Genomic DNA, 23777 nt, shown 5'->3' with positions numbered 1-23777 from the left:
CCGTCCGCTTTTTTCGCGGTCTTTGTCGAGATCCTTTTGCCCTTGGCCGCATTTTTGCGGCACAATCATCGATTTTTTCGAGTTTGTCCAACACTCTGCCCGTGCTCGTCGAATCTCCTGAATCTTTCCGCGAGGCAGGTCGCCTCGATTTGAGCCGCTGTCTGTCACAGGACCGCGGGCCGATCCTTGCGCTCGTCAAGCGCTTGCGCCGGGCCAAGGGCGAGGCGCGCGAGCGGCTCTCGGCGCAGCTCGCGCAGCGCCTGGAGCGCTCGCAGGCGGCGTGGGAGGCGCGCTTGGCGCGTCGTCCCCGGGCCGAGTGCGTGCCCGATCTGCCGGTGAGCGAGCGCGCCGCCGAGCTGGAGGCGGCGATCCGCGCGCACCGGGTGGTGATCGTCTGCGGGGAGACCGGTTCGGGCAAGACGACGCAGCTGCCCAAGATCTGCCTCGCCGCCGGGCGCGGCATCGCCGGGCAGATCGCCCATACCCAGCCGCGGCGCATCGCCGCGCGGGCCACGGCCGAGCGCATCGCCCAGGAACTGGGCTCGCCTCTGGGGCGGGACGTGGGCTACAAGGTGCGTTTCCACGACCGCACCTCGCCCGAGTCGTACGTCACCCTGATGACGGATGGCATTTTGCTGGCCGAGACGGCAAGCGATCCGTGGCTGTCGCGCTACGATACCATCATCATCGACGAGGCGCATGAGCGCAGCCTCAACATCGACTTCCTGCTCGGCTATCTGCATCGCCTGCTCGCGCGCCGCGAGGATCTCAAGGTGGTGATCACCTCGGCGACGATGGATGCCGAGCGCTTTGCGGCGCATTTCGCGCCGGTGGCGGGCGAAGTCCCCATTCTGGAGGTGAGCGGGCGGCTCTATCCCATCGAGATTCGCTACCGCCCGGTCGAGGCGATCGACGGGGAGGAACTCGCCGCGCTCGAAGGGGAGGAAGGGGATGGAAAGCGCACGGCGCGCGCTGCGGCCGAGGAGCGCGATCTCTTCGACGGGATCGTCGCCTGCGTCGAGGAAGCCTGGCGCGAGGGGCCGGGGGACATCCTCGTCTTCCTGCCCGGCGAGCGTGAAATTCGGGAAGCCAAGGAGGCGCTGGAGCGGCGGGCGACGGTGCGCGGCGAGTTCGAGATCCTGCCGCTCTTCGCGCGCCAGTCGGCGCAGGAGCAGGCGCGCGTCTTCCGGCGCGGAGCTCTGCCGCGGGTGATCTTGGCCACCAACGTGGCCGAGACTTCGCTCACCGTGCCGGGCATCCGCTATGTGATCGATACGGGGCTGGCGCGGGTCAAGCGCTATTCGCCGCGGCAGAAGGTCGAGCAGCTGCGGGTGGAGCGCATTTCGCAGGCGGCGGCGAACCAACGGGCCGGGCGCTGCGGCCGGGTGATGGACGGGGTGTGTTTCCGGCTCTACGCCGAAGAAGATTTTGCCGCGCGGGCGGCGCACACCGACCCCGAAATTCTGCGCTCGTCGCTTGCCGGTGTGATCCTACGCATGCAGGCGCTCGATCTGGGTGAGATCGAGGGGTTCCCTTTTCTCGATCCGCCGGCGCCGCGTGCGATCGAAGATGGCGTGCGCGAGCTGGTGGAGCTCTCGGCGCTCGATGCGACCACCCGCACGCTCACCGAAGTGGGGCGAACGCTCGCGGCGCTGCCGCTCGATCCCAAGATCGGGCGCCTGCTCGCGGCCGGGCGGCAGTACGGATGCCTGGCCGAGATGCTGGTGCTCGCGGCGGCGCTGTCGGTGCAGGATCCGCGCGAGCGCCCTGCCGAGCAGCTCGCCCAGGCCGACCAGAAGCATGCGCTCTTTCGCGGGCGCGAGCGCGAGGCGCAGTCGGAATTCTATTGGTACCTCAACCTGTGGCGAGCCTGGCGCGAGCTCGAGCGGCACGAGTCGACGAACAAGCAGCGGCAGTGGTGCCGGGCGCATTTCCTTTCCTGGCTGCGCATGCGCGAGTGGCGCGACGTGTGGACCCAGCTGCATGCGCTCGTCACCGAACACGGCTGGCGCGAGAACGAGCACCCGGCCGGCTACGAGGCGGTGCATAAGGCGCTCATCGCTGGCCTCGTGCGTCATGTCGGGCTGAAGCAGGAGGACGTGAGCGGGCCTCAGGCAGGCAGTTACCTCGGCGCCGGTGGTATCCGTTTCTGGATCCATCCTTCTTCGCCGCTTGCCAAGCGCGGGCCGAAGTGGGTGCTCGCCGCCGAACTGGTGGAGACGACGCGTCTCTACGCGCGCTGCGTTGCCCGCATCGAGCCGGCCTGGATCGAGGAAGTGGCGCCGCACCTCATCCGGCGTCAGCTGGAGGCGCCGCACTGGGCGAAGAGGGCGGGCGAAGTGCGCGCCTGGGAGCGGGGCACCCTTTTCGGCCTGCCGATCTATGCGCAACGCGCCGTGCCTTACCGTGACGTCGATCCCGCCCTGTGCCGCACGCTCTTCATCCGCGACGCGCTGGTGGCGGGCGAAGTGGAGCCGGCCCAGCTCGCGCGCATGAAGTTTCTGCAGCACAACCTGCGCCTGGTCGAGGAGATCGAGCGCCTGGAGCAGAAGACGCGCCGGCCCGACGTGCTGGTCGACACCGCCCTGATCGAAGCCTTCTACGACCATCTGATCCCGCAGGACGTGGTCGATCTGGCGAGTTTCGAATCCTGGCGCAAGCAGGCCGAGCGCGGTGCGCCCAAGCTGCTCTATCTCACGCGCGAGCAGTTGATGCGGCACGAGGCGGCCGGCGTCACCACCGAGCGTTTCCCTTCCGCTTTCGTGCTCTACGGCCAGCCGCTTGCGCTCGAATACAAGCACGATCCTGCGGCCAACGACGACGGGGTGACGCTGGTGGTGCCGCTTGCCTTGCTCAACCAGGTGTCGGCGGCGCGCTGCGAATGGCTGGTGCCGGGGCTCTTGGAAGACAAGGTGCTGCGTTTGCTGAAGACGCTGCCGCAGAAGCACCGCCATCGCCTGCAGCCGCTGCCGGAGCGGGCCAAAGAATTCTGCGCTGCGGTGGAAGCAGGCGAGATCGCTGCCGAGCGGCCACTGCTCGAAGCATTGGCCGAGTTCGTCGCAGCACGTACGCAGCTGCCTACGCCCGAGGCGGCGTTCCGTCCCGAAGTGTTGCCGCCTTATTGTTTCATGAACTTCCGCGTCGAGGGGCCCGACGGCCGCATCCTCGCGCAGGGGCGCTCGCTTGCCGAGTTGCGTGCGCGGCTGGGCGAGACGGTGCGCTCGCGTTTTGCCGAGCTGGGGGGTTTGCTGGCGGCCAAGGCGGGCGATGCCGGAACGAAAACCGCAGGGGAAGGGGAGCGCGCTGCTTCGTCCGTCCGCGGTGCAACGGGCCGTGGAGGCGAAGGAAAGGACGGTGCGGCGGCGAGGGCGATGCGTGCGCGCGAGGGGCGCAAAGCGCCGTCGTCTTCCGGCGAGGCGGGTGGCAACGGCAGGGACGGCGTATCCGCTGCCGGAGGGACGGGCGCGGGCGGTTCCGCCGCCACGCCGCTCGCGGACAAAGCGACCGGCTGGGACTTCGGTACTCTGCCGGAACTCGTCGAGGTAGAGATCGACGGCGTCACCGCCATCGGTTTTCCGGCGCTGGAGGACGTGGGCGATGGAGTGCGGCTGCGCGCCTGCGACACGGAGGAAGAGGCCGAAGCCATGCACCGGCGCGGCGTGCTGCGCCTGCTGCGTTTCGCGCTCAAGGAGGCGGTGCGGGCCATCGAGCGCCATCCCGACTGGCGGGCACTCGCCATCGCCTGGATGCCGTATGGCAACGAGGCGGAGCTGCGCGAGGCGGTGATCGAGGCAAGCCTTGCGCGCGTCTGCCTCGAGGAAGAACTGCCGCGCGACGCACAGGCGTTTGCCGCGCGCGTGGCCGCGGGCAGGGAGCGCTTGGTGCTGGTAGCGCAGGAGCTCATGCGCCTGCTCGCGCAGTGGCTCGCCGAGCGCCGCGCGATCGAAAAACGCCTGGAGACGCTGCGTCGGGCGCACCCCGAGGCCGTCGCCGACGTCGAATCCCAGCTCGCGGCCCTCTTCCCGCCGCGTTTCCTGGCGACGATCCCTTGGGCGCGGCTGCAGCATTACGGGCGCTATCTCAAGGCGATCGGCGTGCGCCTCGACAAGCTGCAGAAAGATCCCGCCCGCGACCGGCAATGGCTGCAGTCCTGGCGCCAGGTGGCCTCCCCCTGGGAGCGGGCCTGGCGGGAGGCCAAAGGCCGGCCTTCGACCTTCCTCGAAGAATTCCGTTGGTTGCTCGAAGAGCTGCGCGTAGGGCTCTTCGCCCAGGAGCTGAAAACACCGGTGCCGGTGAGCGTCAAGCGGCTGGAGAAGATGTGGCAGGCGGGGGCGAGGTGATTACGGTGCAGGCTATTGACAAAGGGTGAGGCGTTTACTTACAATTGCGCTTCTCGCGAGCGGGAATAGCTCAGTTGGTAGAGCACGACCTTGCCAAGGTCGGGGTCGCGAGTTCGAGTCTCGTTTCCCGCTCCAACCGATTACTTCGGGCGCGAGTCCGTCAGGAATCGGCGTCTACGGCGCGGTGGCAGAGTGGTTATGCAGAGGACTGCAAATCCTTGGACGTCGGTTCGATTCCGGCCCGCGCCTCCAGAATCTACGCGGGAATAGCTCAGTTGGTAGAGCACGACCTTGCCAAGGTCGGGGTCGCGAGTTCGAGTCTCGTTTCCCGCTCCAGTAAGCCATAAAAAACCCCGGTGCCAAGCCGGGGCTTTTTTATGGGCATCGCGAATCGCCTCCGTAAGGCTATGCTTGAGGCTTTGCGCTGGGCGAAAATCAGCGTTGCAGCGCGGCGTCGACCGCCGCGAGCCGTTCTTCGTCCAGCCGGCCGGCGAGCGCCTGGAGCTTCAGGCGGTTCTGCAGGACCTCGGTTCGTGCCTGCAGCAGCGCGAGCCGCGCTGCGTCGAGATCGTTCTCGGCATTCAAAAGGTCGAGCGTAGTGCGGTCTCCGACTTCGTGCCCCAGGCGCGTGGCGTCGCGGCGCGCCTCGCTCGCCGTGACCGCCTCTTCGAGCGCGGTCACGCGCGCGTGGGCCGTCTGCAGCGCGAGCCAGGCGGCGCGCACCTGTTGCCCCACCTGCTGGCGTATCCATTCGAGCTCGGCCCGGGCCCGGTCTTCGAGCTTGAGCGCCTCTTGCCGCTTGGCGCTGCGCAATCCCCCCGTGTAGAGGGGGATGTTAACTTGTACGCCGATCACGTGCTGCGTCTGCTCGACGCTGGACGAGCCGTAATCGCCGTCGCCGCTCACGTAGTCGCGCCCGGCCTGGGCGACGAGATCGACCGTGGCATCGGCCGCTGCACGGTATTTTTCTACTTCCTTGTGCGCGATCTCGACCTTGGCCTGCGCCTGGCGCAGCAGGGGATTGGCAGCGAGCGCCACCTCCTGCCAGTGCGCGAGCGGTTCGAGCGGTTCGGGGGACAAGACGCTGGCCGAAGGCGGCAGGGGATCGAGCCGCTCTGGCTCCAGGCCGGTGGCGTCGGCGAGCGCTGCCAGCGCTACTTCCCGTTCGCTCTCGGCGGCCACGAGCTGCGCCTGCAGGGTGCGGGCGCGGGCGGTGGCCTCGTGCGTGTCGAGGATGGGCAGGTCACCCGCGGCGTAACGATCCTTGGCCTCGGCGAGTGCCCGTTCCACCGCCTCCAGCTGGCGGCGCAATAGTGCCTGCCGGCGTTCGGCCACGACGAGCTGGAAGTAACTCTCGACCACCTGCAGCATCAGCTCCTGACGCGCACCCAGCCATTCGACTTCGGCGGCGTCCGCGCCGAGCGTGAGCTGTTCGCTCTGCGCCGAGCGCTCACCGTGGATGAGTGGCTGGCGCGCCGTGACGTTCCACTGGGTGGCGGTGCCGTTGTCGATCGAGGTCTTGAAGGTGACGTGCTCGGAGGGTGCCATGCCGGGGGCGGCGAAGTAGGCCCCATGCGTGTTGGATTCGAGCGAGCGCACCCCGGCGCCGCCGCCCACGCTCACCGACGGACGCCATAGGGCGCGTGCCTGTTCGCGCTGGGTGCGGCCCGCCTCCAGCGAAGACTGGGCCATCGCCATGCGAGGGTCGTGCTCGCGTGCCGCTTGCCAGGCTTCCATCAAATCGAGGGCGTGCGCCGTGGGCAGAGGCAAGGCGAGCAGCAGGGCCGACCAGGGAGACAGGCGCATCGCGGCGTCCTCCGGTTTCAGCAGCCGCCCGGCACGCCGAGCTTGCGCAGGAAGATTTCCAGGGGGCACCAGCGGGTGAATCCGCTCTGCATCAGGTTCAGGCCGACGAAGGCGGTGAAGGCGAGCCACCATTGGCTCATGAAGAAGGGGCTCGCGGGCGCGCCCAAGAGCAGCGAGACGAGGATGAAAGTGCCGGCGATGATGCGGACGATGCGCCAGGACGTCATGACGGTTCTCCTTGGTCGGGACGGGAACGACGATAAGCCATGTAATAGAGGGTGGGGATGACGACGAGGGTGAGCAGGGTCGAGGCGAAGATGCCGAAGATGAGCGAGATCGCCAGGCCGTTGAAGATCGGATCATCGAGGATGAAGAGCGCGCCGATCATGGCCGCCAGCGCCGTGAGCAGGATCGGCTGGGCGCGCGTGATCGCCGAGCGTACGATGGCGTGCTCGAGCGGAACGCCCTCGCGCACCTGCAGCCGGATGAAGTCGACGAGCAGGATAGAGTTGCGCACGATGATGCCGGCGAGCGCGATCATGCCGATCATGCTGGTGGCGGTGAATTGCGCCCCCAGGAGCGCGTGCCCTGGCATCACGCCGACGAGGGTGAGCGGAATCGGCGCCATGATGACGAGCGGCACGAGATAGGAGCCGAAGTGCGCCACCACCAGCAGGTAGATGAGTATCAGCCCCACGGCGTAGGCGGCGCCCATGTCGCGAAAAGTCTCGTAGGTGATCTGCCACTCGCCATCCCATTTGTAGCTGTAGCCGCGCAGCGCATCCTCGGGCTGGCGGATGAAGTGCTCCTCCAGGTGCCCCCCGTCGGGAGCGACGATCTCGCCGATCGCCCCGCGCATGGCGAACATGCCATAGAGGGGACTGTCGATGCGCCCGGCCATGTCGCCGACGACATAGACCACCGGCAGGAGGTCTTTGTGGTAGATGGGCTCTTCGCGCAGCGTGTCGCTCACCGTGACGAGTTCTCGCAGCGGCACGAGCCGCCCGTCGGGCCCGCGCACGGCGAGCCGCAGCAGCGCGTCCAGCTCGCCATGGGCTTCGGCGGGCAGCTGCAGCAGTACGGGGGCCGGGTATTTGCTCGCATCGTGCAGATAGGCCGAGTGCAGCCCGGCAAGGCCCGCCTGCAGGGTGGTGACGATCGCCTGTTGCGAGACGCCGGCAAGCGCCGCCTTGCGCCGGTCGACGAGGAGCAGCTTTCTCGGGGCCTCGGCGATCGTGCTGTCGTCGATGTCGACGATGCCCTCGGTGCGCTCGAACACGGCGCGCATGGCCTTGGCCACGGCACGCCGCCCGGCGGCTTCCGGGCCATAGACCTCGGCGACGATGGGCGAGAGTACCGGCGGGCCCGGCGGCACTTCCACCACTTTGACGTTGGCGCCCATGCGCCGGCCGATCTCCTGCAGCGCCGGGCGAAGACGCGTGACGATGGCGTGGCTCTGCTCGTGGCGCAGGTGCTTGTCGACGAGATTCACCTGGATATCGCCGACCTCGTCGCCGGCGCGCAGGTAGTACTGGCGCACCAGGCCGTTGAAGTTGATGGGCGAGGCGGTACCGGCGTAGGCCTGGTAGTCGGCCACCTCGGGCTGGCGGGCGAGGAACGCCCCCAGTTCGTGCAGCACCGCCGCAGTGCGCTCGAGCGGCGTGCCGGCGGGCAGGTCCACCACCACCTGAAATTCGGACTTGTTGTCGAAAGGCAGCATCTTCATGAGCACGAGCCCGGTGGCCGGCAGCGCGAGCGAGACGACGATCGCCGCGAGCACGAAGAGCGCGAGCACGCCTCGGTTCCTTGCCCCCCTTCGCTCGTCGAGCAACGGCCGGAAGATGCGCTCGAAGAACGGGGCGATGCGCTCGCCGAGACCGGCCTTGGCTTGCCCGTGTCCGCGCAACCACAGGCGCGACAGCCAAGGCGTGACGGTGAAGGCGATGGCGAGCGAAATGAGCATGCCCATGCTGGCGTTGATCGGGATGGGGCTCATGTAGGGGCCCATGAGGCCGGTGACGAAGGCCATGGGCAGCAGCGCCGCGATCACTGTGAGGGTAGCGAGGATGGTGGGGCCGCCCACCTCGTCCCCCGCGGCCGGGATGAGGCGTACGAGCGGCGCATCGGGCTGCAGCAGGTGGTGGCGGTGAATGTTCTCCACCACCACGATGGCGTCGTCGACCAGGATGCCGATGGAGAAAATGAGCGCGAAGAGCGAGACGCGGTTGAGCGTGAACCCCCAGGCCCAGGAGGCGAAGAGCGTGGCCATGAGGGTGAGCACCACGGCCAGGCCCACGATGGCCGCCTCGCGCCGCCCCAGGGCGAAGAAGACGAGCGCCACCACGGAAGCCGTGGCGAAGAGCAGTTTCTTGATGAGCGTCTGCGCCTTGTCGTTGGCGGTGACGCCGTAGTTGCGTGACACCGCCAGCTCCACGCCGGCGGGCACGAGGGTGTTGCGCAGCGCCTCGGCGCGATGGATCACCGCCTCGGCCACGTCGATGGCGTTCTCGCCGGGTTTCTTCGTGACGGCGATCGTCACCGCGGGGAATTCCCCACCGCCCGCCGCCTCGGCGCGGCCGTGCCAGACGTAGCGTTCGGGCGGCGGAGGACCGTCTTGCACCTCGGCCACCTCGCGCAGGAAGACCGGACGACCCTCATGCACGCCCACCACCAGCTCGCCCACTTCCTCGGCGCTGGCAAGGAACGGCCCGGTTTCCACGGCGACGGTGGCATCTCCTTGCACCAGTTCCCCCGCCGGCAGACCGACGTTGGCCGAGCGCAGGGCGGCGTGGAGATCCTGGACGGTGACGCCGCTGCCGGCCATCTTCACCGGATCGAGGCGTACGAGCACGGCCCGTCCGGGCCCGCCGATCGTCTGCACCTCGCGCGTGCCAGGTACCCGCTTGAGCTCGATCTCCATGCTGTGGGCGACGCGTTCGAGATCGAACGCCCCTTGCTGCGGGTCGGTGGCGTAGAGCGTGAGTGTGACGATGGGTACGTCGTCGATACCCTTGGGCTTGATGATCGGTTCGAGCACGCCCAGGTCGCGCGGCAGCCAGTCGGTATGGGTGCGCAGCGTGTCGTGCAGCCGCACCAGGGCCACGATGCGCGGCACCCCCACCTTGAACTGTACCGTGAGGATGGCCAGACCCGGGCGCGAAACGGAGGTGACGTGTTCGATGCCCTCTATCTGGGCGAGCACCTGTTCGGCAGGCGAAGCCACCATCTGTTCGACGTCGGCCACCGCCGCCCCGGGGAAGGGAATGAGGACGTTGGCCATGGTCACGTTGATCTGCGGCTCCTCCTCGCGCGGCGTGACCAGCACGGCGAAGAGCCCCATGAGCAAGGCGATGAGCGCGAGCAGCGGTGTGATCTGCGCGCTCTGGAATTGCGCAGCGATGCGGCCGGAGAGGCCGAGCGGGCGCGGGGCGTCCATCTCAGCGTTCCCGTGCGGCGAGTTCGGGGTTCGTCACCACGCGCTCGCCTTCTTCCACGCCGCTGAGGATTTCGACGCGCTCGCCTTCGACCCGTCCCAGGCGCACCTGCCGCAGCAACGGCTTGCCGTCGCGGTCGAGCACGTAGAGACCGGTGAGTTCGGCGCGGCGCACCACGGCGCTCGCCGGCACGAGGAAACGCTGGCCTGCGGCTGCGCCCGGGCTGCGCCAGGAGAGCCGCGCGAAGAGCCCCGGCTTGAGGCCGCGCACCTCGGGAGGGAGCGGCAGGCGCAGCTGCACCGTATGGGTGGAAGGGTCTGCCGCGGGGAAAATCTGCACCCGCTCGGCGGGAAGATGCAGGGCGGGGAATCCGGGAATCTCTACGTCCACGGTTCCTTCCGCTACCAGCGTGGCCGCCTCGCCCTGGGCGGCGACGGCGGTGACGCGCAGCGCCCCCGGATCGTAGAGGCGCACCAAGGGCCGGCCGGGAAGCGCCGTCTCGCCCAGCACCACCGGCACCTCGCTCACGATGCCGTCGTAGGGGGCGGTGACCCGATGATAGCCCGCCTGGGTGTGTACGGCCTTGGCCTGTGCTTCGAGCGCGGCCACGCGCGCCTGGGCCGCGTCGCGCTGGGCGCGGGCGCGGTCGAACGCTGCCTCGCTGATGTAGGCTTTCTCGAAGAGGCGCCGCTGGCGCTCGTACTCCTTGAGGGCGACCTGCAGCTCGGCGCGCGCGGCCTGGACCTGGGCGGCACTGGCGGCGGCCTGATCCTCGGCGGCGCGCGGATCGATGCGCACCAGTTCTTCACCCGCCCGTACGCGCTGGCCCACTTCCGCCGGCCGGGAGACGATCACACCGGCCACCTGCGCCGTCATCAGCGTGTCGCGCACCGCCTCGACCGTGCCCTCGGCGCTGTGGTGCGCGGAGTCGCGCTCGGCTTGCACGACCACCGTTTCGAGCCCGGCTTCGGGCGCTGCCATCAGCCCCGTGCCATGGCTCAGCGTGCAGGCGAGCAACGTCAGCATGACGATGCGCCTCGGTCCCATGTTCTCCTCCCTCTCCTGGCGGGCGTTCTTCGGCTTTATTATTTAATCGTTTGACTAAATAGTCAACTAGTGTTCGAATCGCGCTACCTGCCGTCGCAATGGAGCCCGACGATGGAAAAAATTCCTTCTGAAATCATGGCACAGGTCGCCGGCTACTTCCAGGTGCTCTCCGAGCCCACGCGCCTGCACATCCTCAACCTGCTGCAGGAAGGGGAGCGCAGTGTCGGTGAAATCGCCCAGCGCTGCGGCTATACTGCAGCCAACATCTCGCGCCACCTCTCGCTCATGACCAAGCACGGTCTGCTCGAGCGCCGGCGCCAGGGCACTACGGTCTATTACCGCATCGCCGATCCTTCGGTCTATGCCCTGTGCGAGCTGGTGTGCGGCAACTTGGCGCGGCGCCTGTTGCAGGCGGCGCAAGTGCCTCAGGCATGGCGGCAGGATGCGCCTTCCATGGAGCATCCAGGAGAACCATGAACGGCTGGGAGCATTTCGAACACGAAGCGGACATCGGCGTGCGCGGGCGCGGGGCGACGCTCGCCGAGGCATTCGCGCAGGCGGGGCTCGCGCTCACGGCCATCGTCACCGATCCGGCCCTCGTCGCGCCGCGCATCCCGGTGACGATCCGCTGCCAGGCGCCCGATCCGGAGTTCCTTTTCGTCGACTGGCTCAATGCCCTGATCTATGAGATGGCCACGCGCCGCATGCTCTTTTCCCGCTACGAGGTCCGCATCGAGGGCGACCGGCTGGAAGCCACCGCCTGGGGCGAACCGGTGGATCGGTCGCGGCACCAGCCGGCGGTCGAACCCAAGGGGGCGACCTTCACTGCGCTCGAAGTGGCGCGGCAGGGAGAAGAATGGATCGCACAATGCGTCGTGGACGTGTAGGAGAAAAGTCATGGACCTGAAAGGCTTCGAGCGACTCGGCCCCTGTCACTGGCGGCTCGCGCCGCGCGGAGCGATGCGCGTGCCGGTGGAGATCTTCGCCGACGAGGCGCTGCTGCAGGCGATGGACGACAAGGTGCGCGAGCAGGCGACGAACGTTGCCACCTTGCCCGGCATCGTGCGCGCCTCTTACGCCATGCCCGATGCGCACTGGGGCTATGGCTTTCCCATCGGCGGGGTGGCCGCTTTCGATCCGGACGAGGGCGGCGTGGTGTCGGCTGGAGGGGTAGGGTTCGATGTGAGCTGCGGCGTGCGCTGCCTGCTCACGGGCTTGCCGGTCGAAGCGATCCTCGAAGTTCAGGAGCCCCTGGCCGAAGCGCTCTTCGCGGCGATTCCGGCCGGCGTGGGCAGCACGGGTCAGATTCGCCTGTCGGATTCCGAAATGGATGCCATGCTGCGTGGCGGGGCGCGCTGGGCAGTGGCGCAGGGCTACGGCGAAGCGGCCGACCTGGAGCGCATCGAGGAGCACGGCTGCATGGCCGGGGCCGATCCCAAGGCCGTCTCGGCGCAGGCAAAGAAGCGCCAGCGCGAGGAGATGGGCACGCTCGGCTCGGGCAACCACTACCTCGAAGTGCAGCGCGTGGCCGAGATCTACGACGAGGCCACGGCGGCGGCCTTTGGCCTGGTGCGCGACCAGGTGGTGGTGAGCATCCACTGCGGTTCTCGGGGACTGGGGCATCAGATCGGCACCGAATACCTCAAAGAGATGGCGCTGGCGGCGAAGAGCTACGGCATCGTTTTGCCGGACCGGGAGTTGGCCTGTGCGCCCATCACTTCGCCCGTGGGGCAGCGCTATCTGGGGGCGATGCGCGCGGCCATCAACTGCGCGCTCGCCAACCGCCAGATCCTCACCCACCTCACCCGCAAGGTCTTCGCCGAATTCTTCACTGGCCTGTCGCTGCCGTTGCTCTACGACGTCTCGCACAACACCTGTAAAGTGGAAACGCACGAGGTCGACGGGCGCAAGCGTACGCTCTACGTGCATCGCAAGGGGGCGACGCGCGCCTTCGGTCCGGGGCATCCGGAACTGCCCGAGGCGCTGCGTGCCGTGGGTCAGCCGGTGCTCATCGGCGGCAGCATGGGCACGGCTTCCTACGTACTCGTCGGCACCCGCGAGAGCGAGGCGCTCGCCTTCAGCTCCGCCTGCCACGGCGCCGGACGGGCAATGAGCCGGCAGCAGGCGCTCAAGCGCTGGCAGGGAAGGGAAGTGGTCGAATCGCTCGCGCGCCGCGGCGTGATCGTGCGCAGCCCCTCGTTTCGCGGTGTGGCCGAAGAGGCGCCCGAAGCGTACAAGGACGTGAGCGCCGTGGTCGATGCGGCCGACCGCGCCGGGCTCGCGCGCAAGGTGGCCAAGCTCGTGCCCCTGGTGTGCATCAAGGGGTGAGAGGCAAGCAGAAAAATGAATGGGAGAAAGGATCTTCGATGGACAGCGAACACAGCCTGCTTCTGACCGATCTCTACCAGCTCACCATGCTGCAGGGCTATTTCGAGCGCGGCATGCACGATACCGCCGTGTTCGAACTCTTCGTGCGCAAACTGCGCCCGGGGCGCAACTTCCTCGTCGCCGCCGGCATCGAGCCGCTGGTCGAGTTCCTCGAACAGGCCCGCTTCGGCACCGACGAGATCGACTGGCTGCGCGCGAGCGGACGCTTCTCGCCGGAATTCCTCGACTGGCTGGCCGATTGGCGCTTCACCGGCGACGTGGACGCCATGCCCGAGGGTACGGTCTTCTTCCCTAACGAACCGGTGGTGCGCATCACCGCGCCCCTGCCGCAGGCCCAGCTCATCGAGAGCCGGCTCATCAACCTGCTGCACCTGCAAATCCTCATCGCTTCCAAGGCCGCGCGTTCGGTGCTGGTTGCCCCGGACAAGACGCTCGTCGACTTCGGCCTGCGCCGCGCGCACGGCGCGGAAGCCGGGGTGCTGGCGGCGCGTTCGGCCTGGCTCACCGGCTTTGCCGGCACGGCCACGGTGCTTGCCGGCCAGCGCTATGGCATCCCGCTCTACGGCACCATGGCGCATTCCTACATCCAGGCGCACGACGACGAGCTGGAGGCTTTTCGCGGGTTTGCCCGGGCGCAACCCGGCAACGTGGTGCTGCTCATCGACACTTACGATACGGAAGCCGCCGCGCGCAAGGTGGTGGCGCTCGCCAAGGAACTCGAACCCGAGGGAATCCGCATTCAGGGGGTGCGCATTGACAGCGGCGATCTGGGCGAACTCGCCCGCCGCGTGCGTCGCATCCTCGACGAGGGGGGCTTGCAGCGCACCATTGTCTTCGCCAGTGGCGATCTGGACGAATACCGCGTGCGCGAGCTGCTCGCCCAGGGCGCGCCCATCGATGGCTTCGGCATCGGCACCAAGCTCGACACCTCTGCCGACGTCCCCTATCTCGATTGCGCCTACAAGCTCGAGGAATACGCCGGCAAACCGCGCCGCAAACGCTCCGCCGGCAAGGCGACCTGGCCGGGACGCAAACAAGTGTGGCGTCGCTACGATGCCCAAGGGCGCATGGCGGGCGACGTGGTGGGGCTGGCGCACGAAGCGCAGGAAGGGGAGGCGCTCCTCGTGCCGGTGATGCGCGGCGGGTGCCGGCTCGATACCCTTTCCGGGCTCACGGCGGCCCGCACCTACGCCGCCGCCCAGCTGCGCCTGCTACCGGAACCGCTGCGCGCGCTCGAAGACGCCCCGCCGTATCCCGTGACGATTTCCGGCGAACTGCAGGCGCTGGCGGCACGGCTCGATGCCGAAGCGCATTGAGAGCCCGTGAATCAGTGCATCTCCTCGTCGAGTGGCGGCAGAGGCAACACCTCGATGCCTTCCTCGAGCAAGGAGAGGAATTCTTCGGCGCTGCTCTGGCCCCGGATGGGGCGCGCATCGGCTTCGCCGCGGTGAATGCGGCGCGCCTCTTCGGGGAAGCGCACCCCCACGTCCTCGGCCTGCCGCCCCAGCGCGCGCAGGGTCTGCCACAGCTGCGCCAGGCGCTGCGGATCGGGTGCGACCGTGGCCGGGGCCGGAGCGGGCGGGGACGGTTCGGGCGTGTCTGCGCCGCGCTCGCCGGTATGCACGTAGGGGGCGCTGGGCAAGCGGCGCACCTCGGCACTGCCGCACAGCGGGCAGCGCACCGCGCCTTGGGCCAGTTGCGCCTCCAGCGCTTCGGCCGAGGGAAACCACCCCTCGAAACGATGCGTCGAAGCGCATAGCAGATCGACGACGATCACCGATATTCCCCGAGCAAATCCAAATGATCGATCATAGCATGCTCCGTCTTGCCCATTCGGATGCTGCAGTGAGACAAAAGTTCGTGCCAGGGCCGGCAGGGGCTCAAGTTTTTCCCCCAATGGTCGATAACCCACACAGTCGAACCTCGAATCTCTGGGAGCAAAGCGATGGCGCTCAAACTACGCACCGCCCTCATGGCCAGCATGGGAGCAATCGTGCTCGGCAGTGCGGCCACGGGCTGGGTATCCTGGTACACGCGCGACATGCTCGCCGGCCACCTGCTCACGACGCAGACGACCATCCTGCCCAATACCGTCGACATGCGCGAAGCCAACCGCGCCGGCATCCAGCTGCAGGCCGCGGCCCGGGGCATCGTGCTGCTGCCTGAAGATGCCCAAGCTAAGGAGAACCTGTCCAGGACGCTGGAGGAATTCCCCCGCCTGCTCGAAGGGGTCATTGCCAAGGCCCGGCGCAAGGAAGTCCGCGAAGACCTGCAGGGGATGGTCAGCGACTGGAAGAACCGCGTCGTGCCGGCGGTGCAGCGCTTGCAGGCGGCGGTCGATCGGGGCGACATCGAGCAGGCGCGTCAAATCGTGCTGCGAGAGCTCAACCCCGCCTGGCGCGACCTCAAGGCGAGGCTAGAAAAGCGTATCGCCTGGCGTGAAAAGGCCAACGACGAGGAATTCGAAAAATATCGCCGCGAGGCGGCGTTCTGGTCCACCATGGTGACGGTCTCTTCGGCAGCGATGGTTGCTTTCGCGCTGGTCTTGGGGATCATGATGGATCGCATGCTGCGCCGCCGCTTGGCCGAGGCTGAAGAGGCGGTGGGCGCGGTGGTCGACCGGCGTGATCTCACCGCGGTATTGCCGCCTGCCTCCGACGACGAACTCGGCCGCATCATCGCCGCCATCGGGCGCCTGCGCGACGCCATCCGCGACCTGGTCCTCGCCCAGCGAGCCGTCTTGGCCCGGGTGCGCTCCGCCGCGGAGGAACAAAGCACGGACGCGGCCGAAGCCCGCCGTGCCGCCGCCTTGGCCGCCGAGAACGCGGAGAAGATGGCCGCCGCCATCGAGGAACTCTCGGCCAACATCGACCGGCTCAACGAAATGGCTCACCTCGCCGACGAGCGCGCCGCGCAATCGCAGCAGCGCAGCCTCACTGGCGTGGCCATCATCGAGCGCACGGCGCACCAGATGCGCGACATCGTCGAGATCACGCAACGGGCGGGAACGGCCGTCTCGGCCCTCATCGAACAGGCGCAGCGCATCTCCTCGATCGCCCAGGCGATCCAGGAAATCGCCGACCAGACCAATCTGCTCGCCTTGAACGCCGCCATCGAAGCCGCGCGGGCCGGAGAATACGGGCGCGGCTTTGCCGTGGTCGCCGACGAAGTGCGCAAGCTTGCCGAACGCACCGCTGCGTCCACCCGCGAGATCCGCGAGATCATCGACCAGGTCCAGCAGCAATCCAACGACGCCGGCGCCCAGATGGCCCAGGTGCGCGAGCGGGTCGAGGAGGGCGAGACGCTCGCCGCCAGCGTCGAAGGCGAACTGCGCGCCATCTCCTCGGCGATCGACGCGGCGCGCGAGGCGGTCTCTTCCATGTCGCACGCCATCGAGGAACAAGCCAAGGCGGCGCAGCTGCTCGCCCAGCAGGTCGAACAGGCGGCGCAGGCGGCCGACGGGGCGGCCGAGCGGGCCGGCGACAGCGAAGCAAAGGCGAAACTCCTCCTCGAAGTCGCGCGACAGGCCGAAGAGGGGCTGCAGCACTCCTTCCGCGCGTGATCGTCATGCACGGGGAGGAATAGACGTTCGTCGGGTTATAGTTACGCCTTGTCGGCGGGGGCCTCTCCCCGCCTACCGAGGACCCGATGGAACACCTTCTCCACGTCTATCGCGACGCCGCCGAACTCGAGGCGTTCATCGACACGCACGGGCTTGCCCGCCGGCGGGGGCTCGTCCAGGTCTTCACAGCGGCGGCTGAACCGCAGCAGGTGCGTCCCGTGCTCGAGCGCCTGCAGGCGTTGCACGGTTTTGCCGTGATCGGCGCCTCCACGGCCGGCGCGATCGCTGGGGAGCGCGTCCACGACGAAGGCGTCGTGCTCTCGGTGTCGATCTTCGAGCACACGCAGATCGAGACGCGCTACCTTCCCCAGGCCGAGGCCGCGGATGGAGAGCGGCTCGGCGCCGAACTCGCCGCCCGTGGAGTCCGGCTCCTGCTCGCCTTCGGCAACATCCTGCATGAAAATCCCGAAGCCTTCCTCGAAGGGCTCGCGCGCACCGCCCCCGATCTGGTCGTGGCCGGCGGCATCGCTGCCGACACCGTTCTCTTTCGAGGCTCTTTCGTCATCCACGGCAACGACGTCCACTCGCGCGGCGTAGTGCTCGCCGCCCTGAGCGGGGAGCGCTTGCGCCTGCACACCGCCTCGCTCCTCAACTTCACCCCGGCGGGCAAGCCCATGCGTCTGACGCGCAGCCACGGGGAATACGTCAATGAAATCGACGGCAAGCCCGTGCTCGACGTGTACCGCCACTACCTCGGCGAAGAAGTCCTGCAGCAGATCCCCCTGTCACTGGCCGCGTTTCCCCTCATCGCCCGTCAGCGCGGCCTCGACGTTGCCCGCCTTCCCGTAGGGCTGAGCGAGGATGGCGCCTTGCGCTTCGGTGGAACCCTGCGCCCCGAACAGCCGGTGCGCTTCGGCGTCGGCGACATCTTCACCCTCCTCGAGCGCGCCCACGCCACCGCCCAGCAGCTTAGCCGCAGCGTGCCCGCCGAAGCCGTCTATGTGTTCTCCTGCCTCGGCCGCCGGCTCTACCTGGGGGAACACACCCCGCTCGAACTCGCCCCCCTCGCTGCCCTGGCGCCGGCGGCGGGATTCTTCACCTACGGCGAATTCTTCCACCTTCCCGGCGACAACCGCCTGCTCAACATGACCTGTACCTTGGTGGTGCTCGCCGAGACGGACACGATCCGGCCGCGCCCCATCTCCTTGCCGCGCCATCTGCCCGAACCCAATCTCACGCTGCGCGCCCTCGCCCGCCTGAGCGACGTCACCTCCCAGGAGCTCTCCCACTCCCTCACCTTTCTCGAACAGTACCGCTACGCCCTCGATCAGAGCGCCATCGTCTCGCGCACCGACCTCCAAGGGCGCATCACCTACGTCAATGCCCTCTTCGAGCGCGTCAGCGGCTATCGGGCCGAAGAGCTCATCGGCCACACGCACCGCCTCCTGCACCATCCCGACATGCCGCGGGCGGTCTATGAAGAGATATGGCGCACCCTCGCGGACAAGCAGATCTGGCGCGGCATCATCCAGAACCGCAGCAAGGAAGGGCACACCTACTATCTCAAGGCGACCATCATCCCCTTGTTCGACGAGAACGGCGACACCGTCGAATACATCGGCATCGCCAAGGACATCACCGAGATCATCGTCAGCCAGCAGCTCCTCGAGCAGCAGCGCACCGACCGCCTTACCGGCCTGCCCAACCGCAACCAGCTCATCGAAGACCTCGAACGCGGTCACTGCCGCCTCCTTGCCTTGGCCGACATCGCCGCCTTCAAGTCGATCAACGACTACTACGGTTTCGAGGCGGGCGACCGGTTGATCATCGAACTGGCCGTGCGTCTGCAGCAGCGACTCCAGCCGCTCGGTATCCGCATCTATCGCAACTATGGCGCCGGTTTCGCCTTCATCCCGCCCGACGGGCTCTCCCTTTCCGCGTTCGAGGCCGAACTGCTCGCCGCCAGCCGCGCGCTGCGCACTCTGCCCATGCCCGGCATGGACGGCGAAGAAGTCGACATCGACCTCTATTTCGGCATTGCCAAGGGCGATGACCACCTGCTCGCGCTCGCCGAGGCGGCGCTGCACAAGGCCAAGGAAAGCGGGGTGCGCGACCGCATCCCCGCCTTCAACGCCCAGGACCAGTCCTACCTCAACAACCGCTTCTGGATCAACGAAGTCAAAGCGGCGCTGGCCGAATCCCGCATCCTTTGCCATTTCCAACCCATCGTCCCCGTGCGGCCGGCGCAGCATCCACCCAAATACGAAGCGCTCGTGCGCCTGTACGACCGCCAGGGGCAAATCCTCTCTCCCGGCGTCTTCCTCGACATCGTCAAGCCCACGGGCCACTACGGCCGCCTCACCCGCCGCGTCTTCGACCTGGCGCTGGAGGCGGCCCGGCGCACCGGCAGCCAGATCTCGATCAACCTCTCGGCAATCGACCTCGCCGACGGCGAAACCTATGCCTACCTTCTCGATCAATTGAAAAAGCACCAAGGCGAGCGGCTCATCTTCGAGATCACCGAAAGCGAAGCCATCGAGGATTTCGCCCGCGTGCGCGCCTTTGCCGAAGACATCCGCCGCCATGGCGCACAGCTTGCCGTCGACGATTTCGGCAGCGGCTACTCCAATCTCGCCACCCTCATCGAACTCTCGCCCGATTACCTCAAACTCGACGGTTCGCTCGTCACCAAGGTGGTGCAAGAAGAAAAAGTCCGGCGGGTCATCGCCGCCGCCGTCCATTTCGCCCACGAAACCGAGATGCAGGTCGTGGCCGAATTCGTCAGCACCCCCGAGATCGCGCAAACCTTGGAGCGATTGGGCGTCGACTACCTGCAAGGATACGCGATCGGCAAGCCGATCTCCTTGCCCTGACTCCGTTTCACCCCCGATAGGAGAACTCCCCATGGATGTCGGTTTCATCGGTCTTGGTCTGATGGGGCGCCCCATGGCGCTCAACCTCCTGCGTGCAGGGCACCGCGTGCACGTCTGGGCGCGCCGGCGCGAATCCATGGAGCCGCTCATCGCGCTCGGCGCCATCGCCGCGGATTCCCCCGCCGAACTCGCCCGCGCCGTGCGCATCACCTGCTCCATGGTGGCCGACGCCCCCGACGTGGAAGAAGTCACCCTGGGCGAGCACGGCGTGGCCGCCGGCGCCCAGCCGGGGCACATCCACATCGATTCCAGCACCATTTCGCCCCAGGCAGCGCGACGCATCGCCGCGCGGCTCGCCGAGCGCGGCGTGCGCCTGCTCGATGCCCCCGTCTCCGGCGGCGAAACCGGCGCCATCGAGGGCACGCTCACCTTCATGGTGGGCGGCGACGAAGCCGCCTTCGCCACGGCGCAGCCGCTCTTCGAGGCGATGGGGCGCACCATCACCTGGATCGGCGAAAGCGGTGCCGGCCAGGTCGCCAAAGCCTGCAACCAGATCCTTACCGGCGTCACCGTGGTGGCCGTGGCCGAAGCCTTCAACCTCGCCCGCGCCGAGGGCGTCGACCCCGGACGCGTGCGCACGGCGCTCTTGGGCGGCTCTGCCTACTCGCGCGTGCTGGAAAACCACGGCGCCCGCATGCTCGCGCGCAACTTCCGCCCCGGTTTCAAGGCCTGGATGCACCAGAAAGACATGCGCATCGTGCTCGACGAAGCCCACCGCAGCGGCGTTCCCGCGCCCCTGTCGGCCGCCGCCGCGCAGTGGTTCAACGCCCTCGTCGGCGCCGGCCTGGGCGAAGAAGACTCGATCGCCGTGCTCAAGCTCTTCGAACGGCTGGGGTGAGGGCCGATGGGGTGCGGCATGAGCGGACGACCCGCCGCCTTTCTCGACCGCGATGGCGTGCTCAACGAGGATCGCGGCTACGTCCACCGCTGGGAAGACTTCGCCTTTCTGCCTGGCGTGATCGATGCCCTGCGCCGCCTGCAGCAGAAAGGCTATCTCCTCGTCGTCATCACCAATCAATCCGCCGTCGCCCGCGGCTTGTGCGCGGAAGCCGACGTTCTCGCCCTGCACGAGCGCATGCGCGCGTTCCTGCACAGGCAAGGCATCGAACTGGCCGGCATCTACTACTGCCCGCACCACCCCCAAGGAAGCGTGGCGCGTTACACCCGCGCCTGCGCCTGCCGCAAGCCCGAGCCCGGCATGATCCTGCGCGCCGCGCAAGAACACGGCATCGACCTCGCGCGCTCGCTGCTGGTGGGCGACAAGATCAGCGACCTCGAAGCCGGCCGCGCCGCCGGCATCCCTTCGCTGTACCTCGTCGTGCCGCCGGGGCAGGAAAAGGATCTTTCTTCCTTTCCGGAGGCGCAACGGGTCTCGGGGCTGAGCGAGGTGGTGGAGCGGATGTCTACGTTGAAAAATGGCATGCCAAATTCATGAAAATCGGTTATACTGCTTTATGAACGCCCGACGCGACGCCAGCTACAGACACCTCTTCTCTCGACGTGCCCGAATCCTACGACCTGGGGGAAGTGACCATGCAATTCGCCGAACGCATCAAAGAACAAATCCGCCAGCGCGAGCAGAGTGCGCTGCAACAGGGGTTGCAACAGGGGCTGCAAAAAGGATTGCAACAGGGGCTGCAGAAAGGCGTCTTGCAGGGCGAAGCGTTAGCGCTGCAGCGCATGCTCACGCGCCGCTTTGGCCCTCTGCCCGGCTGGGTGCAGCAGCGCCTGCAGCATGCCACGCCTGACGAGCTGGAAACCTGGCTTGACCGGGTGCTCGATGCGCAGCGTCTTGAAGACGTATTTGCTCCATGAACGCACATCCCACTGACCAACCCCATTCTCCAGCCGCCCCTCTGGCGGTGATCGGCCTTGGCTACGTCGGCCTGCCGCTCGCCGTCGAATTCGGCAAGCGCCGCCCGGTGATCGGCTACGACCTCAAGCGCGAACGCATCGAAGAACTGCGCCGCGGGCTCGACCGTACGCGCGAAGTCTCGGCCGAAGAACTCGCCGCCGCCCGCCACCTCCGCGTCACCGACGATGCGGCCGAACTCGCGCGCTGCACCGTCTTCATCGTCACGGTACCCACGCCCATCGACCGGCACAAGCGTCCCGACATCACGGCGCTGCTGGCCGCGAGCCACACGGTGGGCCAGGCGCTCAAGCCGGGCGATCTCGTCATCTACGAATCCACCGTCTATCCCGGCTGCACCGAAGAAGACTGCGTGCCGGTGCTCGAGCGCGCCTCGGGCCTCGTCTTCAACCGCGACTTCACCGTCGGCTACAGCCCCGAGCGCATCAACCCCGGCGACCCCGAGCACCGCCTTCCCACCATCAAGAAAGTCACCTCCGGCTCCACGCCCGAAGCCGCCGAGCGCGTCGACGCCCTCTACCGCGAAATCATCACCGCCGGCACGCACAAAGCCCCCAGCATCCGCGTGGCCGAAGCCGCCAAGGTGATCGAAAACACCCAGCGCGACGTCAACATCGCGCTGATCAACGAACTCGCCATCCTCTTCGATCGGCTCGGCCTCGACACCCAGGCCGTGCTGGAAGCGGCCGGCACCAAGTGGAATTTTCTCCCCTTCCGTCCCGGCTTGGTCGGCGGGCACTGCATCGGCGTCGACCCCTACTACCTCACGCACAAAGCGCAAGAAGTCGGGCACCACCCCGAGATCATCCTCGCCGGGCGCCGGCTCAACGACGCCATGGGCGCCTACGTTGCCGGGCGCGTGGTCAAACTCCTCATCAAGCGCCGCCGCCCCGTCGAAGGCGCCCGCGCGCTCGTGCTCGGGCTCACCTTCAAGGAAAACTGCCCCGACCTCAGAAACACCCGCGTGATCGACCTCATCGCCGAACTCCAAGACTACGGCATGAACGTCGACGTGCACGACCCCTGGGCCGACCCGCAAGAAGCCCGGCACGAATACGGACTCGAACTCACCCTGAAGCCAAAGCTCGGCACCTACGACGCCATTGTGCTCGCCGTGGCGCACCGCCAATACCGCGAGATGGGAGCAGGGGCGATCCGGACGTGGCTGAAGGCGGGCGGGGTGGTGTATGACGTGAAACACATGCTGCCGAGGGAGGCGGTGGAGGGCAGGCTGTGAGCTTTTGATCGAGCCTGGGCGCACGTGCGTTACGTGGCAACCCGTATTACAATGGCAAACATGAATGCCCGTCACGACGCGAGCTACAAGCATCTCTTCTCCTCGCCCAAGGTGGTGCAGCACCTCATCGAAGGGTTCCTGCCCGCCGAAGGTCTGGGGCGGCTCGACTTCAGTACCCTGGAAAAAGTCCCCGCCAGCTACGTGAGCGACGACCTGCGCGAGCGCGCCGATGACGTCATCTGGCGGGTGAAGACCGGCGAAGACTGGCTCTACCTCTATCTTCTGATCGAATTCCAGAGTAGTGTCGACCCCTGGATGGCGGTGCGCCTCCTCACCTACGTCGGGCTGCTCTATCAGGACCTCATCAAGGGCGGACAAATCCAGGGCAGACGCCTGCCGCCGGTTTTGCCCATCGTCTTCTACACCGGCGAAGCACGCTGGAGTGCGGCCACCGACCTCGCCGAGCTCCTGCCCCAAAACCCGCCCGAGACGCTCGCCAAGTACCTGCCGCGCTTGGCCTACGTGCTCATCGACGAGAACGCCTATAGTGACGAGACGCTCGCTGGGCTGAAGAACGTGGTCGCGGCCACCATGCGGCTCAAGCGCCAGCAATGGCCGCAAGACCTGGCCCGGCTCACCGCGGTGCTGCACCGCTGGTTTGCCGGCGATGCGGAACTCGAACGCCTTCTCACCGTCTGGATTCGAGAATATCTACTGCGCGACCTGCGTCCGGAACTGGACGTACCCGAAGCCCATGACCTGGGGGAAATCACCATGCAACTGGCCGAACGATTCAAGCAGTGGGAAGAGGAAGTCGCCCGGAAGGCGATACAGCAGGGGCTGGAAAAAGGCGTCCAGAAAGGTAAGCTCGAAGGCGAATCCCTTCTGCTGCAACGCCAGCTCACCCGTCGTTTCGGGCCGCTGCCCGATTGGGCGCAGCAGCGCCTGCGCTCGGCCACGAGCGAGGAGCTCGAGACTTGGGCCGACCGCGTGCTCGACGCGCAGCGTCTGGAGGAAGTGTTCGGGGCATGAATGCTCCGTTTCCCATCCGTCATCCTTCTCATCCAGCCCCCTCCTCTGGGCGATGATCGACCTTGCTCGCGTCGGATGACCGCCATGATACACGCCACGGGCAATGCACACTCTCTACGGCAATC

General features: G+C 67.4%; 17 protein-coding genes and 3 tRNA genes. 15 read left to right on the top strand and 5 right to left on the bottom strand.

Annotation, left to right across the window (positions count from 1 at the left end; translation table 11 throughout):
- The first annotated feature begins 83 nt into the window (after positions 1-83).
- The 4 genes from hrpA to EPD82_RS08570 all read left to right on the top strand — a co-directional run bounded on the left by hrpA (position 84) and on the right by EPD82_RS08570 (position 4676).
- On the top strand, positions 84-4340 hold the full coding sequence (gene hrpA, locus EPD82_RS08585; RefSeq protein ID WP_206202252.1) for an ATP-dependent RNA helicase HrpA: 4257 nt from the start codon (positions 84-86) through the stop codon (positions 4338-4340).
- Positions 4341-4399: 59 nt separating this feature from the next.
- Positions 4400-4475: transfer RNA gene (locus EPD82_RS08580), tRNA-Gly, on the top strand.
- 43 nt (positions 4476-4518) lie between these two features.
- Positions 4519-4592 (top strand) — tRNA-Cys (locus EPD82_RS08575).
- A gap of 8 nt (positions 4593-4600) precedes the next feature.
- A tRNA-Gly gene (locus tag EPD82_RS08570) sits at positions 4601-4676 on the top strand.
- A gap of 99 nt (positions 4677-4775) precedes the next feature.
- Here the strand turns inward: EPD82_RS08570 and EPD82_RS08565 are convergent.
- From EPD82_RS08565 to EPD82_RS08550, 4 genes are read right to left on the bottom strand one after another with little or no spacing between them, the layout of a single operon-like run.
- Positions 4776-6146, bottom strand: a complete 1371-nt coding sequence (locus EPD82_RS08565) for a TolC family outer membrane protein (RefSeq protein WP_055424195.1) — start codon at positions 6144-6146, stop codon at positions 4776-4778.
- Positions 6147-6163: 17 nt separating this feature from the next.
- The gene (locus EPD82_RS08560) at positions 6164-6373 is read right to left on the bottom strand and encodes a YgaP family membrane protein (RefSeq protein WP_055424196.1); all 210 of its coding nucleotides are present in this window, start codon (positions 6371-6373) and stop codon (positions 6164-6166) included.
- Positions 6370-9582, bottom strand: coding sequence for an efflux RND transporter permease subunit (locus EPD82_RS08555; protein WP_141056416.1), 3213 nt, complete (start codon positions 9580-9582; stop codon positions 6370-6372). The genes EPD82_RS08560 and EPD82_RS08555 overlap by 4 nt, the downstream gene beginning before the upstream one ends.
- Position 9583: 1 nt before the next feature.
- On the bottom strand, positions 9584-10627 hold the full coding sequence (locus tag EPD82_RS08550) for an efflux RND transporter periplasmic adaptor subunit (RefSeq protein WP_141056415.1): 1044 nt from the start codon (positions 10625-10627) through the stop codon (positions 9584-9586).
- 111 nt (positions 10628-10738) lie between these two features.
- On the opposite strand from EPD82_RS08550, the gene EPD82_RS08545 reads away from it, so the two are divergent.
- The 4 genes from EPD82_RS08545 to EPD82_RS08530 are packed head-to-tail and all read left to right on the top strand — an operon-like array spanning position 10739 to position 14331.
- Positions 10739-11104, top strand: a complete 366-nt coding sequence (locus tag EPD82_RS08545; protein ID WP_141056414.1) for an ArsR/SmtB family transcription factor — start codon at positions 10739-10741, stop codon at positions 11102-11104.
- Positions 11101-11514: an archease gene (locus tag EPD82_RS08540; RefSeq protein ID WP_141056413.1), complete on the top strand. Its 414-nt coding sequence runs from the start codon at positions 11101-11103 to the stop codon at positions 11512-11514. The genes EPD82_RS08545 and EPD82_RS08540 overlap by 4 nt, the downstream gene beginning before the upstream one ends.
- A 10-nt stretch (positions 11515-11524) precedes the next feature.
- The gene (locus EPD82_RS08535) at positions 11525-12955 is read left to right on the top strand and encodes an RtcB family protein (RefSeq protein WP_141056412.1); all 1431 of its coding nucleotides are present in this window, start codon (positions 11525-11527) and stop codon (positions 12953-12955) included.
- A 38-nt stretch (positions 12956-12993) separates the two neighbouring features.
- Positions 12994-14331: a nicotinate phosphoribosyltransferase gene (locus EPD82_RS08530; protein ID WP_141056411.1), complete on the top strand. Its 1338-nt coding sequence runs from the start codon at positions 12994-12996 to the stop codon at positions 14329-14331.
- Positions 14332-14342: 11 nt separating this feature from the next.
- Here the strand turns inward: EPD82_RS08530 and EPD82_RS08525 are convergent, their stop codons facing one another.
- Positions 14343-14792, bottom strand: a complete 450-nt coding sequence (locus EPD82_RS08525) for a DUF1178 family protein (protein ID WP_141056410.1) — start codon at positions 14790-14792, stop codon at positions 14343-14345.
- A 168-nt stretch (positions 14793-14960) separates the two neighbouring features.
- Between EPD82_RS08525 and EPD82_RS08520 the strand changes: the two genes are divergently transcribed.
- From EPD82_RS08520 to EPD82_RS08490, 7 genes are all read left to right on the top strand, one after another.
- Entirely contained in the window at positions 14961-16577 is a 1617-nt protein-coding gene (locus EPD82_RS08520) for a methyl-accepting chemotaxis protein (protein WP_055424204.1), read from the top strand.
- A gap of 86 nt (positions 16578-16663) precedes the next feature.
- Positions 16664-19450 carry a bifunctional diguanylate cyclase/phosphodiesterase gene (locus EPD82_RS08515; RefSeq protein ID WP_141056409.1) on the top strand — a complete coding sequence of 929 codons (2787 nt, stop codon included), beginning with the start codon at positions 16664-16666 and terminating at the stop codon, positions 19448-19450.
- A gap of 31 nt (positions 19451-19481) precedes the next feature.
- Positions 19482-20348: an NAD(P)-dependent oxidoreductase gene (locus tag EPD82_RS08510; protein WP_141056408.1), complete on the top strand. Its 867-nt coding sequence runs from the start codon at positions 19482-19484 to the stop codon at positions 20346-20348.
- An 18-nt stretch (positions 20349-20366) separates the two neighbouring features.
- Positions 20367-20945, top strand: a complete 579-nt coding sequence (gene gmhB / locus EPD82_RS08505; RefSeq protein WP_141056407.1) for a D-glycero-beta-D-manno-heptose 1,7-bisphosphate 7-phosphatase — start codon at positions 20367-20369, stop codon at positions 20943-20945.
- Between the two features lie 98 nt (positions 20946-21043).
- Positions 21044-21325, top strand: coding sequence for a DUF4351 domain-containing protein (locus EPD82_RS08500; RefSeq protein ID WP_141056406.1), 282 nt, complete (start codon positions 21044-21046; stop codon positions 21323-21325).
- Complete coding sequence (gene tviB / locus EPD82_RS08495; protein ID WP_141056405.1) at positions 21322-22620, top strand: Vi polysaccharide biosynthesis UDP-N-acetylglucosamine C-6 dehydrogenase TviB; 1299 nt, start codon at positions 21322-21324, stop codon at positions 22618-22620. The genes EPD82_RS08500 and tviB overlap by 4 nt, the downstream gene beginning before the upstream one ends.
- A 60-nt stretch (positions 22621-22680) precedes the next feature.
- Positions 22681-23652 carry an Rpn family recombination-promoting nuclease/putative transposase gene (locus tag EPD82_RS08490; RefSeq protein WP_055424208.1) on the top strand — a complete coding sequence of 324 codons (972 nt, stop codon included), beginning with the start codon at positions 22681-22683 and terminating at the stop codon, positions 23650-23652.
- The last annotated feature ends 125 nt before the right edge of the window (positions 23653-23777 follow it).

It is taken from the genome of Tepidiphilus succinatimandens (assembly GCF_006503695.1).
Taxonomy (GTDB): domain Bacteria; phylum Pseudomonadota; class Gammaproteobacteria; order Burkholderiales; family Rhodocyclaceae; genus Tepidiphilus; species Tepidiphilus succinatimandens.
This window is presented reverse-complemented; position numbering and strand designations above follow the sequence as displayed.